The organism is Bradyrhizobium sp. 31Argb (assembly GCF_043638955.1).
Taxonomy (GTDB): domain Bacteria; phylum Pseudomonadota; class Alphaproteobacteria; order Rhizobiales; family Xanthobacteraceae; genus Bradyrhizobium.
Genome location: NZ_JBEGDB010000249.1, coordinates 1 through 11,962 on the forward strand (window position 1 = coordinate 1; position 11,962 = coordinate 11,962).

12 protein-coding genes and 1 pseudogene are annotated in these 11,962 nt (G+C 63.0%); 4 read left to right on the forward strand and 9 right to left on the reverse strand.

Features of this window, described 5'->3' with window-relative positions; genetic code table 11:
• Positions 1-454: 454 nt before the first annotated feature.
• Positions 455-1,057, forward strand: a complete 603-nt coding sequence (locus tag AAFX91_RS32480; RefSeq protein WP_130578868.1) for a PepSY domain-containing protein — start codon at positions 455-457, stop codon at positions 1,055-1,057.
• A gap of 25 nt (positions 1,058-1,082) precedes the next feature.
• On the opposite strand, the pseudogene AAFX91_RS32485 reads toward AAFX91_RS32480, so the two are convergent.
• Positions 1,083-1,281 (reverse strand): annotated as a pseudogene (locus AAFX91_RS32485) (integrase); the annotation flags it as partial.
• 228 nt (positions 1,282-1,509) lie between these two features.
• On the opposite strand from AAFX91_RS32485, the gene AAFX91_RS32490 reads away from it, so the two are divergent.
• The 3 genes from AAFX91_RS32490 (at position 1,510) to AAFX91_RS32500 (ending at position 2,945) form a co-directional block, all read left to right on the forward strand.
• The gene (locus AAFX91_RS32490; protein ID WP_130578869.1) at positions 1,510-1,968 is read left to right on the forward strand and encodes an Hsp20 family protein; all 459 of its coding nucleotides are present in this window, start codon (positions 1,510-1,512) and stop codon (positions 1,966-1,968) included.
• A gap of 81 nt (positions 1,969-2,049) precedes the next feature.
• Positions 2,050-2,541, forward strand: coding sequence for an Hsp20/alpha crystallin family protein (locus tag AAFX91_RS32495; protein WP_394569304.1), 492 nt, complete (start codon positions 2,050-2,052; stop codon positions 2,539-2,541).
• An 80-nt stretch (positions 2,542-2,621) separates the two neighbouring features.
• On the forward strand, positions 2,622-2,945 hold the full coding sequence (locus AAFX91_RS32500) for a hypothetical protein (RefSeq protein ID WP_130578871.1): 324 nt from the start codon (positions 2,622-2,624) through the stop codon (positions 2,943-2,945).
• A 217-nt stretch (positions 2,946-3,162) separates the two neighbouring features.
• On the opposite strand, the gene AAFX91_RS32505 is transcribed toward AAFX91_RS32500, so the two are convergent.
• The 8 genes from AAFX91_RS32505 to AAFX91_RS32540 form a co-directional block, all read right to left on the reverse strand.
• Positions 3,163-3,456 (reverse strand): putative quinol monooxygenase, encoded by a 294-nt coding sequence (locus AAFX91_RS32505; protein ID WP_282526746.1) that lies wholly within the window; start codon positions 3,454-3,456, stop codon positions 3,163-3,165.
• Positions 3,457-3,738: 282 nt separating this feature from the next.
• On the reverse strand, positions 3,739-4,512 hold the full coding sequence (locus tag AAFX91_RS32510) for an SDR family oxidoreductase (protein WP_130578873.1): 774 nt from the start codon (positions 4,510-4,512) through the stop codon (positions 3,739-3,741).
• 117 nt (positions 4,513-4,629) lie between these two features.
• On the reverse strand, positions 4,630-4,887 hold the full coding sequence (locus AAFX91_RS32515; protein ID WP_207234464.1) for a YciI family protein: 258 nt from the start codon (positions 4,885-4,887) through the stop codon (positions 4,630-4,632).
• A gap of 59 nt (positions 4,888-4,946) precedes the next feature.
• Complete coding sequence (locus AAFX91_RS32520; RefSeq protein ID WP_130578874.1) at positions 4,947-5,405, reverse strand: SDR family NAD(P)-dependent oxidoreductase; 459 nt, start codon at positions 5,403-5,405, stop codon at positions 4,947-4,949.
• Positions 5,406-5,727: 322 nt separating this feature from the next.
• On the reverse strand, positions 5,728-6,513 hold the full coding sequence (locus tag AAFX91_RS32525) for an SDR family NAD(P)-dependent oxidoreductase (protein ID WP_394569305.1): 786 nt from the start codon (positions 6,511-6,513) through the stop codon (positions 5,728-5,730).
• Positions 6,514-6,547: 34 nt separating this feature from the next.
• A complete protein-coding gene (locus tag AAFX91_RS32530; RefSeq protein WP_130578876.1) occupies positions 6,548-7,189 on the reverse strand; it encodes a glutathione S-transferase family protein in 642 nt (213 codons plus the stop codon).
• Positions 7,190-7,398: 209 nt separating this feature from the next.
• Complete coding sequence (locus tag AAFX91_RS32535; protein ID WP_394569306.1) at positions 7,399-10,563, reverse strand: efflux RND transporter permease subunit; 3,165 nt, start codon at positions 10,561-10,563, stop codon at positions 7,399-7,401.
• Positions 10,560-11,729, reverse strand: coding sequence for an efflux RND transporter periplasmic adaptor subunit (locus tag AAFX91_RS32540; RefSeq protein ID WP_130578878.1), 1,170 nt, complete (start codon positions 11,727-11,729; stop codon positions 10,560-10,562). The genes AAFX91_RS32535 and AAFX91_RS32540 overlap by 4 nt, the downstream gene beginning before the upstream one ends.
• Positions 11,730-11,962 lie beyond the last annotated feature (233 nt).

An 11,962-nucleotide genomic window follows, 5' to 3' on the forward strand; every position in this document is an offset into this window, starting at 1 on the left:
GCAGACCTGAACGAAACGAGAATTGTGTTACCCATGTCGTCGGTTTGAAGTGTTACCCATGTCGCCGGTTGCTCACCCCTCGCGGCTCAGCTTCGGGGCAGCCGATGCTGTACGACAGCCGCCCGCGTCAATATCCGAGCAGGCCGATGCGAGTGACGGGAGCCCCGCAATCCGGGTCCGTGAAACGTTGGCGCAGTTCGGTCCGGGAGTTTCTGATCGAGCCGGCTCGAGCACGAGGTCAGTCAGGCTGACCTCGGAACCGCAGCGCAATTTCGCTCAGAGTCGCTCCGAGAAGCGGCCGCGACCTACTCGACATCCGAGTTTCAATAGCGCTCTCAAACGGTGCGCTTCGCTGAGCCACGCCAAAAGTTCGTGTCGATAGGCCGTCAGAGACCCTCGCCACACCGATAAGACCACCGGTCAGTTTTTCACCCACAGCCACTGGATACACCTCATGTCGAAGAAGCGATTGTTAGCGACTATCGTTTTGTCCGCCACGTTCGCTGTTGCGGGCGCGAGAGCCGATGTCACCCACACACCTTTGGACGACACAAATAGAGGCGTAGCCGCACAAGGCGATACCGATGAGGCGGCGATGCGTCGCCTGCTCGAGCAATTTCGCAGAATAAAAATACCACTGAGTCAGGCGGTAGCGATTGCCGAGCGATTACATAACGGTTCAAGGCCCGTCGACGTTAGCTTTGAGATATCCGGTCCGGCCATTTATCGCGTGCGGACGGTAAGAAATGAGCGCATTTGGGAAAATGTCGTAGATGCGAACACCGGAAGCGTTACAGAAAAGGAAATCTTATCATCGCTGAAGGAGCTCGATCGAGAGGATCTAAGCAAAATCATTGCTCTGAAGACGGTTGAGCAAGAGCTGTCGGACGCCGTACGCATCGCCGAGAAAGCTGGAGCGGGAAGCGCTGTTGCCGGAGGTTTGATGAAGCAGGATGGAAAACTCAACTTCGTGGTCATCGTCGCCAGTGGCAATCGCTTGAAGGAAGTCATGCTCGAGCCGCCCCCAGTCCGCACTGAAAAGTCAGTTCACCATTAGGCGCCGTCGTACATGCGGTTCAGGGTCATGCAGCCAAGCGTCGCTCCTCCTCACCCCCCTCTTGATCACTGCCTGAAGCCCTCTTCAAGAAGCGAGAAGGCGGCCTTCCGTGAATCGCGGTCCAACGCATAGGCTCTGCCTGAACTCAACGCCATCAGAAGGCCCTGAATGTAGCCCGAGATTGTGTCCGCAGCCATGATGAGCGCCGTGTCAAGCGTATGGATAAGGGCGCGCAAGGGGGACGACCAGCGGCGCCGCGATCGCTGCAATTTTTTTTGGCCGACCTCTTGAAACGACTTTCCGTTTTTCTAAGTCAATTTTCGCCGCAAGAGCGGTGTGCCGGGCGCCAGATCGGGCCCGGTGCGGGCGCCGGGCCGGGTATCTTCGGACCCCGTCTGAAACCCCTGTCCTGCGCTCCTTCGTACCCATCTTGCTCTATGGAGGACTTGGTTATGAGGACGACCTTCGACTTCGCGCCCCTGTGGCGCTCCACCATCGGCTTCGACCACCTGGCCAACCTCGTCGATAGCACAATGCGCCAGGCGACCGAGGATCACTATCCCCCGTACAACATCGAACGCTCCGGCGAGGACCACTACCGGATCTCGCTCGCCGTCGCCGGATTCGGAGCCGACGACATCACGCTGACCGCCGAGCAGAACGCGCTCACCATCGAGGGCAGGAAGCCCGAGAAGGCGGCCGGCGAGTATCTCTACCAGGGGATCGCCGCGCGTCCGTTCCGCCGCGTGTTCAACTTGGCCGATTACGTCCAGGTGAAAGAGGCCTCTTTCCGCGACGGACTGCTGATCATCGATCTCGTCCGCGAGGTGCCCGAAGCAATGAAGCCGCGCCGGATCCAGATCGCGGGCGGCGCTTCTCCTTCGCAGATCGAGCAGAAGAAGGCAGCCTGACGCCAGCCAAGGTTCGATGGCGGAACGCGGCGCGCGCAAGCGCAGCCGCGCTCCCTCCCCATGCAACAAAGGAGAACAACCATGGCAATTCGTGATCTCATTCCCTGGTCGCGGAATCAGGAACTTACGCCGACGCGCGCCAACTACGATCCATTCATGACGCTTCATCGCGAGATGAACCGCCTGTTCGACGATGCCTTTCGCGGCTTCGGCGGGACGGGTCTGTCGCCACTCATGGAAGGGCAATTCGGCTGGCCCAAGATCGAGCTCAGTGAGACCGATAAGGCACTGACCATCACGGCCGAACTGCCCGGCATGACGGAGAAGGACGTCCAGATCGAAATCGCTGGCGGTGTCCTGACCATCCGCGGCGAGAAGAAAGCCGAGCGCAGCGACGAAGGTAGGTACTTCACCGAGCGCGCCTACGGCGCCTTCGAGCGGCGGATCCCGCTCGAGGACGTCGAAGAAGACAAGGCGGAAGCGTCGTTCGAGAACGGCATCCTGACCGTGTCGCTGCCGAAGTCCGAGAATCCGCGGGCGGGCGTCAAGCGCATCGCCATCAACACGCAGTAGCGACATCCGGGCGGCGGCCCCGCCGCCGTCCGGCACCAACTCGAACCCGTCCCGAAGAAAGGAGCGTAGGGAGGCAGCCGATGAGCAACGCAAACACGAACACCAGCAATCTCAACCCCATCTTCCACCCGGCCGCGCACTATGCCTCGCCGGAGGACGTGCTGAAGGACGATGAGCTCTCCGTGCCGGAAAAACGGATCATCCTGTCGTCCTGGGCTTCCGACATGTTTGCAGTCGAATCCTGTCCTGCCCTGCGGGAGATTCCCGGCATGAGCCACACCATTCGACTGGCCGATATCCTCGCCGCGCTGCGGCGGCTGGACGACGACGACCCGCCCCGACCCGGCGGCGTCCCCATGCGGCTGCGGCGGCCTTGGGCCGCCGCGCAGCGGAGGTCCGTCTGATGTTCACACAAGCCGTTCTGACCATGATGCTCCTAGGCAATGCCGCGGCGGTATGGGCCGTCCCCTTCGTCGTCATGGTAAGAGGCGGGCAAGCGCGGTGAGCACCGAACAGTTGGCGTTCTGATGTTAATCGGCATGGTCCTAACGCCGATCGGCGCGCGAAGTGTCCGCGTTAGATGACTGCGGGGATCATGGTTCGACGCCGATTAACAGCCGCTCATTCGGTCAAATTACAACGCACGCCGTTGAGGCTCACTTGCAGGCCAGCTGAATCGTGCCTCATCTGCTGGATGGAAGCTCCCGTCAGGTGAGCATCGAAGGCCTCGCGTGATGCATAGACTTCGTATAGCATGACCGTGTCGGCTTCCTCTTGCGGCACGAGGATCTCGAAAGCCAGAGTGCCAGGCTCGGCCGCCCTGCAACGAAGCGCGTGAGCGTTCAGGTGCTTGAGATATTCGGTCCGCTTACCGGCGGCGGTCTTGATGGTCGCCACGACTGCTAGTTTGGCCATGTGCTGATCTCCCGGTGTTCTGGTTCAGGTTTACGATTTCGCTGCCGCCATGCGGCGAGCTGCTTCTTCGCCCAGCTTTGTCACCACGTTGGCCGGGCGCAACATGACGACGAGATCGGTCATCTGGCCGGCCTCGTTGAACCGGACCGGCCGGATGCGGTGCGTTTGTGCGCAGGTTTGAGCTCTCGTTACCCATATATTCACTCTCCGTCAGTTGAAGGTTTGGCAGGAGAGCCGGCAAATCAGCGGGCGGCGGCGACCAGCTTCGCCGAAAACACCGCGTCAGGTCCGATAACGCGCGGCCGGTTTGGCGTTGCCGAAGCCTGCCGCCAGAACGCCGCGCGCCTTCTCGAAAGCGTCCCACGCCGCCACGTCGGGCACCGGTGGAATCGTGACCGGTTCCTTGCGATCGAAGCCGATCAACGCCGCATCCACGAGGTCTTCGACCTCCATGACATTGGGCACCTTGCCGGCATCGCCGCCGGCGCGCTCGTAGATTTCCGTGCGCGTAGCCGCGGGCAGCACGGCCTGCACATAGACACCCTTCGACGCGACTTCGGCTGCAAGGCCTTGCGACAGCGTCATCAGGTAGGATTTGGTCGCGGGGTAGATGCCACGGGAGTATTCGGGGAGCAGAGCCAGCACCGATGCGATGTTGATGATCGCGCCATGGCCGCGTTCGACCATGCCGCCGATGACGGCGGACGCGAGCAGCGTCGGCGCGACAACGTTCAGCCCCAGCAGATCGTCCATCTTGCTTGGGTCGGCGGTTGCGAAATCGCCGATCAACGCAGCACCCGCATTGTTGACGAGGATTTCGATGGGCGGATCGGAACGGAGGCGCTTGAGAACCGGTGCGAGTTGGGAGTGGTCGACCAGATCGGCCGTAATGACCTCGACCGCAATGCCATGTGCATTGCGCAGTTCGCCCGCGAGGGCGTTGAGCCGGTCGGTCGCGCGTGCGACGAGGACGAGGTCGTGGCCGCGTGCGGCGAGACGGCGTGCGTAGACCGCGCCGATGCCGCTCGAAGCGCCGGTGATGAGTGCGATCGTCATGGATGTTGTCCTGGTTAGGCTTCCGGCATCGCAATGCGCTGCCGGGGATCGGTGGTGAAAGATCGTCGAGGCGGCGCTGTCAGCCGCGCGTCCTCAAATGAAGCATCGGATGATGCTCTAATGACCGGCGCCGTTCTTCACGATCGGGTCTTCCGAGGTGATCGTCTCGATGTCGAGATCATCGGCGATCTGATAGAGCGACACGCCATAACCGCCGCTCGGGTCCATGACCGGGCCGTGCGCGATGACCTGTCCCTTGTCTAGCAGGTCATCCAGGAACGCGCCGTGCTGCTTCATCCATGTCTTCTCGTCGGCGGTCATGGTCGCGAGAAAGTCGGCGCGCGGCGGGATGTACTTGCACAAATAGTACTTCATAGGTCGCTCCTCGGCGAAAGAGACAATTCAGCTTGCCCGGTGATCGCTCTGTTGGGAGATCAATCGGCCACGCCCATCTGCTTGCGAAAACTCTTCTCGAAGGTCTTTTCAGGGACGAAGCGCCGCATCAGGCGGAGACGGCCCGCCATTGTTCCGGGCGTGTAGCGAATGCCCGGCTGCTTTTCGGTGGCGGCCTGCACCACCTTGTCCGCCACGGCCTCCACGGGGTCGCCGGCCGCGATGCCGTTGCGCCAGGTCGCGTTCATGGCCGCGCGTCCCTTGTCGTAGACGCTCAGGATCCGATCGGGCTTGTCGCCGTTCTCTTCCAGCGCGGTGCGGGTGAAGACCGGCTCGACCAGCGAGACACGAATGCCGAATGTCCGCAGCTCGTGATCGAGCGATTCGGAATAGCCTTCGACGGCGTGCTTGGTGGCGTTGTAGAGCGCCGTATATGGTCCGGGCAGGAAGCCGGCCACCGAACTGATGTTGATGATCCGGCCCTGGCCCTGCCGGCGCACCGACCGGGATGCGTCCCCAGTGCGTCCCTGCTAGGTTTCACGAGGGGCCGCGAAAATCGTCTTCTTGGTTAAGGCATTGAGGTTACAACAAAAAATGGTTGCCCAGGGAGGGAATCATACGCAACCACCGACACGACGAGCCGTTGTTTGTCCTTAGTATGGTGGCGTGAGTGCTTGGCACAGGGTTGGCCCAAAGCCTCGTTGATCCGCCCGCGGGTGCGCGCTTGGCGCCATTAGCAGCAGCGTCCTGGCGCAAACGCAACCCGTCCAGACTGCCGCTACTGACCTGCCAATCGGAAGACCCAGATAGAGGCTTGCAGCTCTACATGCCACCAGACACGACGATGGTCTCTCCGGTGATCCAGCGCGCATCGTCGGAGACAAGGAACGCCGCCACGGGCGCGATGTCGCCCGGTTGGCCGAAGCGGCCGAGCGGGGTCATGCCGATCATGTTCTTTTCGGACTCGTTTCCGATCAGGTCGGCGGCATGGGTGCCGGGGGTCTCCACGCCACCCGGATTGAGCGAATTAACGCGGATCTTGCGCGTGCCAAGCTCCTTCGAGAGTGTGCGGCTAATGGCGTCTACCGCTCCTTTGGTTGCGGTGTAGATAGAGGCGCCCGCCGGCGTCTGTCGACTTGCTACCGAGCCGATATTGACGATGCTTCCGCCCTCAGGCCCGAACTGCGACACCGCGGCCTTCGTCGCGAGCAGAAGGCCGAGTACATTGGTGTCGAAGTGGCGCCGATATTCGCTCTCGGACACCTCCTGGATCGTGCCGAACTTGTAGACGCCGGCATTATTGACGAGGATGTCCACTTTCCCGTAAGCGGTCGCGGCCGTGGCGAAGATCCGCTCGACGTCCTCTGCTCTGGCGACGTTGCCCTGGACGACCGTCGCTTTGCCGCCGGTCGCTGCGATGTCGGCGACGACCTTATCCGCTCCGTCGCGGTCGCTCGCGTAGTTCACGACGACGGAGGCTCCTTCGGCCGCCAGTCTGCGGGCGATCTCGGCGCCGATGCCTTTGGACGCGCCGGTAACGACGGCGACTTTGCCTGACAACCTCTGCGGCCGGTCTTTTACCGCATCCTCGATGGTTCTGTTGCTCATTTTCGTTGTCCTTCCGGTTGGGATGCTCGGGGTTTCAAGCGGCTGCGCGCGACCGATGCAGCGCGACCAGTTCGGCTTCGTCCTTCAGCGCCTTCTGAGCGGAGGGGCGCGCTTCGACGCGGGCGACGTAGGCCATCAGGTTCTTGAGGTGGTCGATCTTCGCGCCGGAGCGTTCGTGCCACATGGTGCCCCAGACGTAGGCGTCGGCGACCGTGAACTTGTCACCCGTGATGTACGTCCGGCCGTCGGCCAGGCGCTGATCGAGCTCGGTGTAGGCCTTCACGAGCTTGTTGCGGGTCCATTCGGCACCCTCAGAGGTCAACAGCTTACGCATCAGCGGGATGTGCTTCTGGGCGATCTCGGTCGCGAGGAAGACAAGAAGCTGGTCGTACCTCGCGCGCTCGAGCGTGCCGGCTGCGGGGATCAGGCCAGCCTCCGGATGCTGATCGGCCAAGTACGAGGTGACGACTGTCGTCTCGGTCAGGCGATCCGATGCATCGTTGTTCAGTTCGAGGACGGGTACGTAGGCCAGCGGATTCACGTCGGTGAACGATTGGCCGTTCGAGGTGGTCCCGTTGTGTACGTCAAAATGGATCAGTTCAGGGGAAAGGCCGAGCTCGTTCGCGACGAGCTGGGCGGCGAGGGAGCAGGTTGCCTGGGCGATGTAGAGCTTCATGGCGAGGTCCTTTCGTTTGGATGGGCAGAACCTAACTGCACCGATCGAGGCGATAAACGGTAGACACCGCGCAAGACTGTCTCCCCATGGGATACAAGATGAGGCGATAGGCTCTGCGGCCATGGCTTGGCGGCCTTGCCAGCGTCCGCACTGGAATCGAAGCGCCCGCCCGCCAAGGCATGGCGGACGGGCGCGGAAGCTCCGAAGGTTCAAGCTGCGAGCGCCAGTCGCTCCGGGGCAGCTTGGACGCGCTGCTTGGCACCCGACAGGCGTCGCACGACGACGTAGAATACCGGCGTGAAGAGTAAACCGAACAGGGTTACGCCGAGCATGCCGAAGAAGACCGCGATGCCCATCGCCTGGCGCATCTCGGCACCGGGCCCGCTTGATGTGACGAGCGGCAAGACACCAAGGATGAATGCGAAGGACGTCATCAGGATCGGGCGCAGCCGCAGCCGCGCGGCCTTCACGACGGCTCGCATCTCGCCGTTGCCCTCGCCTTCCAACCGACGAGCGACCTCGACAATCAGGATGGCGTTCTTGGCGGCCAAGCCCACTAGAACGATGAAGCCGATCTGGGTCAGGATGTTGATGTCTCCGCCCAGCATCCGGACGCCGGCCGAACCGGTCAAGAGCACCATCGGCACGATCAGCAGAATCGAGATCGGCAGGCTCCAGCTTGCATACTGCGCGGCCAGCACGAGATAGACGAAGACGACCGACAGCGGGAAGATCAACAGGCCCAGATTGCCCGTCGTGGTCTGCTGGTAGCTCAGGTCGGACCACTCGAAGCTGATGCCGGCCGGCAGGATCTTCTTCGCAAGCTCCTCCATCTTCGCGATACCGTAGGCGGCGCCGACGCCCGGCAGCGTATCACCATTGATCTCGGTCGCCGGGAACAGGTTGTAGCGCGGCACGCGATCCGCACCGAAGATATCGCGCAGCGTTGCGACGTTGCCGAGCGGGACCATGTCGCCTGCCGCGTTGCGGACCTTGATCCGCGTCGGGTCGTCGGCGCTGTTGCGGAACGGAAGGTCGGCCTGCGCGGTCACGTGGTAGGTGCGGCCGTACATATTGAAGTCGTTGATGTAGCTCGAGCCGAAGTAGGTCTCGATCGCCGCGTTCACGTCCTGGCTCTGCACGCCCAGCATCTCGGCGCGCTCGCGGTCGAGATCGACGTTGACCTGCGGCGTGCCCGACGAGAAAGTGGTGTAGACGCCGGTGAGGCCGGGTGTGGCGTTGGCGGCGGCGACGAGATCGTTGGTCGCCTTGGCGAGCGCGGCGGTGCCGAGACCGGCGCGGTCCTCCAGCCTCATCGAGAAGCCGCCTGCGCTGCCGATGCCGGATACCGGCGGCGGCTGCACGACCAGGATGTTGGCGCCGTCGATATGGGCCACGCGCCTGGTCAGTTCCGCCTGGATCCAGGCCGCAGTCTGGCCGTGCTTCATGCGCTCTTCGAACGGCTCGAGCACGACGTAGGCCGCGGCGGAGCTCGACGAGATCGTCTGCGTCGCTCCGGAGAAGCCCGCGAAGGTCGGCAGGTGCGACACGCCCGGGATCTCGAGCGCAATGCGCCCGACTTCCTTGGCGATCTCCGTCGTGCGTTCCAGCGAGGAGCCCGCGGGAAGCTGTGGGATCGCGATGATATAGCCGCGATCTTGCGCGGGGATGTAGCCTTTCGGGCTCTCGACCAAAAGATAGCCGGTCGCGCCGAGCAGCAAGACGTAGACGGCGAGCATCGGCTTGGCATGCCGCACCAGACGTACGACCAGCGACCCGTACGGCTTCGATAGCTTGTCGAACCCAGCGTTGAAGCGCTCCGCCGCCACGGTACCGAGGCGCTTCAAGACGCCACCGCGCGCCCCGTCTCCGGCATGTTGCTTCAGCATCATCGAAGACAAAGCCGGCGACAGCGTGAACGAGTTGAACAGCGAGATCACGGTGGCGACCGCAATCGTGATGCCGAACTGGCGAAAGAACTGACCGGACAGGCCTGGGACGAACGCGGTCGGCACGAACACCGACGCCAGCACCAGGGCGATGGCAACCAGCGCGCCGCCGACCTCGCGCATGGTCAGCAGGGTCGCCTCCCGCGCGCTCTTGCCTTCCGACAGATGCCGCTCGACGTTCTCGACCACGACGATGGCGTCGTCGACGACCACACCGACGGCGAGCACCAGACCGAACAGGCTGAGATTGTTGATGGAGAAGCCGAGCGCCGCCATGACGGCCATGGTGCCGACGAGCGAGACCGGGATGGCCAGGATCGGAATGATCGACGGCCGCCAGCCTTGCAGGAAGACGATGACCACGACGACGACCAGCACCATCGCCTCATAGATGGTCTTCACCAGTTCGCGGATGCTGTCGGCGATGAAGCCAGTCGGATTGTAGCCGATTTCGTACCGTATCCCCTTCGGGAAGTCCGAGCTGAGCTCGGCCATAGTCTTCGCGATCTGGTCTTGCGTCGCCAGGGCGTTCGCACCGGGCCGCTGCAGCACGGCGAGCGCGACCGCGGGCTTGTCGCCCAAGTAGCCACCCGTCGAGTAGGTCAGCGCACCAAGCTCGACACGCGCGATATCCTTCAACCGGACCACGCGCCCGCCGTCGGTCTTGACGATGATGTTACCGAATTCGGCCGGCTTCTTCAGGCGACCTTCGAACACGAGGGTGGATTGGAAGGCCTGATCGGTCACCGGCGGCTCCGCGACGACCCCGCCGGCGACCTGCGTGCTCTGAGCGTTGATCGCCTTGGTGATGTCGGCCGGCGTGATCCCGAAGGACGCAGCCCGATCCGGATCGAGCCAGATGCGCATGGAGTATTCGCGGACGCCGAACAACTGGATATCGCCGACGCCATCGACGCGCTTGAGGACGTCGACGACGGCCCGCAGCGCGAAGTTCGAAACGTAGAGCTGGTCATAGCTCCCATCAGGAGAGAACAGGAAGACGCCGCTGAGGATCGTCGGAGACGACTTCTTCACGGTGACGCCGTTGCGCTGCACCGGCTCGGGCAGCCGCGGCGAGGCGAGCGCGACGCGGTTCTGGACCAGCACTTGGGCTTTGTCGAGGTTAGTGCCCGGCTTAAAGGTCACGGTCAGGGTCAGGCCGCCGTCCGAGGTGGCCTGGCTGTACATGTACAGCATGTCCTCGACGCCGTTGACCTCCTGCTCGATGGGCGTCGCCATCGTGTCGGCGACCGTCTGCGCCGAAGCGCCAGGATAGGTCGTCGAGACGACGACGGTCGGCGGAACGACGTCCGGATATTCTGTGACCGGCAAGGTAAAATAGGCGATGCCGCCGACGATGACGGTGACGATCGACAGCACGATGGCGAAGATCGGCTGGCGGACCGAGAGTTGACCGAGGTTCATAACACATCTCCCTTCGACGCGAATTGTTCAAACTTGATGGCTTCCATACGCACGGTGACCTTGGTGCCGGCCTGCACGCGCTGAATTCCCGAGAGGACGACGCGATCGTTCGGCTCCAGACCGCGTGTGACTTCCCGCATCTTCCCGAACAGTCGACCGAGCTCGACGGGGCGTGCAGCGATGCGGTCGTCGCTTCCGACGACGAAGAGAACGGCTTGCGAGGAATCGCTGGCGACAGCTGCTGCCGGGACCAAAACGGCCTGATGCGCCGGTTCGGCGGGCAGCGAGATGCGCACGAACTGGCCGGGCATGAGTACGTGGTCCAGATTAGCGATGCGAGCGCGCAAGCGCAGCGTGCCGGTGGATGCATCCAGACGGTTCTCGGCGAAGTTCAGCTTGCCGGTGAAGCCCGGCGATTTGTCGCCCGGCAACGCGATGCCGACTTCACCACCGGACGCGAAGGCGACCGCCTGTTTGCCATCGGCAGCGCGCCGGTATCGGAGGAAGCTGTGCTCGTCGATGTCGAAGTAGGCATCGATGGCGTCGAGCGAGACGATGCTCGTCAGTAAGGTCGCGTTGGCGTCGCCGCCGGCGACGAGATTGCCTTCGCTGACCAGCTTGCGACTGATGCGGCCCGTGATCGGCGCCCTCACCTGAGTGAAGTCGAGGTCGAGATTGGCGCGGGCGAGCGCGGCGGCCGCGACAGCTACGGCGGCTTCGGCCGCCTGCTGGTTCTGCGCCCGCTGGTCGAGGACGTTGGTCGCGATCGCCTGCGCCGCGATCAGCGACTTGGCGCGCTCCAGTTCCTTGTCGGCCAGCACGAGCTGCGCCTGTGCCTGCGCAAGCTGGCCTTCGGCTTGTTTCTCCGCCGCCTCGTAGGGGCGCGGGTCGATGACGAACAGGAGATCGCCTTTGTGGACGTAGTCGCCGTCGCGGAAGGCGACGCGCTCGACGTACCCGTTCACGCGCGGCCGCACCTCGACGGTGTCGACCGCTTCCAGCCGGCCGGTGAACGTGTCCCATCCGGTGACCTCTTTCACCAGCGGGGTGCTCACCGAGACGGTGGGATCGGCTGGCGGCACGGCCGCGTTAGGACCGCATGCGGCCAGCATCAGCGCGACGACACTGGCCAGCGCAAATCTCGTCAGAAAGCGTGCGTCGAACATGGCGAGAACCTTCGTAAAAATTGGCACGAGCGAGTGGGACCAGCGTCCGGACGGACGTCGGGTTGTCGACAATCGGTTGTTCAAGTGATCCGAGACGGGCGACCCTACCGGGCCGGGGGCCCTAAATAATCAGGCTCGGTCGGCATGACTTTTTGAGGCTAGTGGTTCATCACAGTGATTTTGACGTTTTGATACCGAGCCATTCGAGGATCGGCAAGTTTTCGGGTGGCAGG

Bases quoted from the DNA above. Each gene is read 5' to 3' on its own strand.
- AAFX91_RS32490 (WP_130578869.1), top strand. From the start codon at position 1,510: ATGAGGACGACCTTCGACTTCGCGCCCCTGTGGCGCTCCACCATCGGC.
- AAFX91_RS32515 (WP_207234464.1), bottom strand. From the start codon at position 4,887: ATGAAGTACTATTTGTGCAAGTACATCCCGCCGCGCGCCGACTTTCTC.
- AAFX91_RS32530 (WP_130578876.1), bottom strand. From the start codon at position 7,189: ATGAAGCTCTACATCGCCCAGGCAACCTGCTCCCTCGCCGCCCAGCTC.
- AAFX91_RS32540 (WP_130578878.1), bottom strand. From the start codon at position 11,729: ATGTTCGACGCACGCTTTCTGACGAGATTTGCGCTGGCCAGTGTCGTC.
- AAFX91_RS32495 (WP_394569304.1), top strand. From the start codon at position 2,050: ATGGCAATTCGTGATCTCATTCCCTGGTCGCGGAATCAGGAACTTACG.
- AAFX91_RS32500 (WP_130578871.1), top strand. From the start codon at position 2,622: ATGAGCAACGCAAACACGAACACCAGCAATCTCAACCCCATCTTCCAC.
- AAFX91_RS32480 (WP_130578868.1), top strand. From the start codon at position 455: ATGTCGAAGAAGCGATTGTTAGCGACTATCGTTTTGTCCGCCACGTTC.
- AAFX91_RS32510 (WP_130578873.1), bottom strand. From the start codon at position 4,512: ATGACGATCGCACTCATCACCGGCGCTTCGAGCGGCATCGGCGCGGTC.
- AAFX91_RS32525 (WP_394569305.1), bottom strand. From the start codon at position 6,513: ATGAGCAACAGAACCATCGAGGATGCGGTAAAAGACCGGCCGCAGAGG.
- AAFX91_RS32505 (WP_282526746.1), bottom strand. From the start codon at position 3,456: ATGGCCAAACTAGCAGTCGTGGCGACCATCAAGACCGCCGCCGGTAAG.
- AAFX91_RS32535 (WP_394569306.1), bottom strand. From the start codon at position 10,563: ATGAACCTCGGTCAACTCTCGGTCCGCCAGCCGATCTTCGCCATCGTG.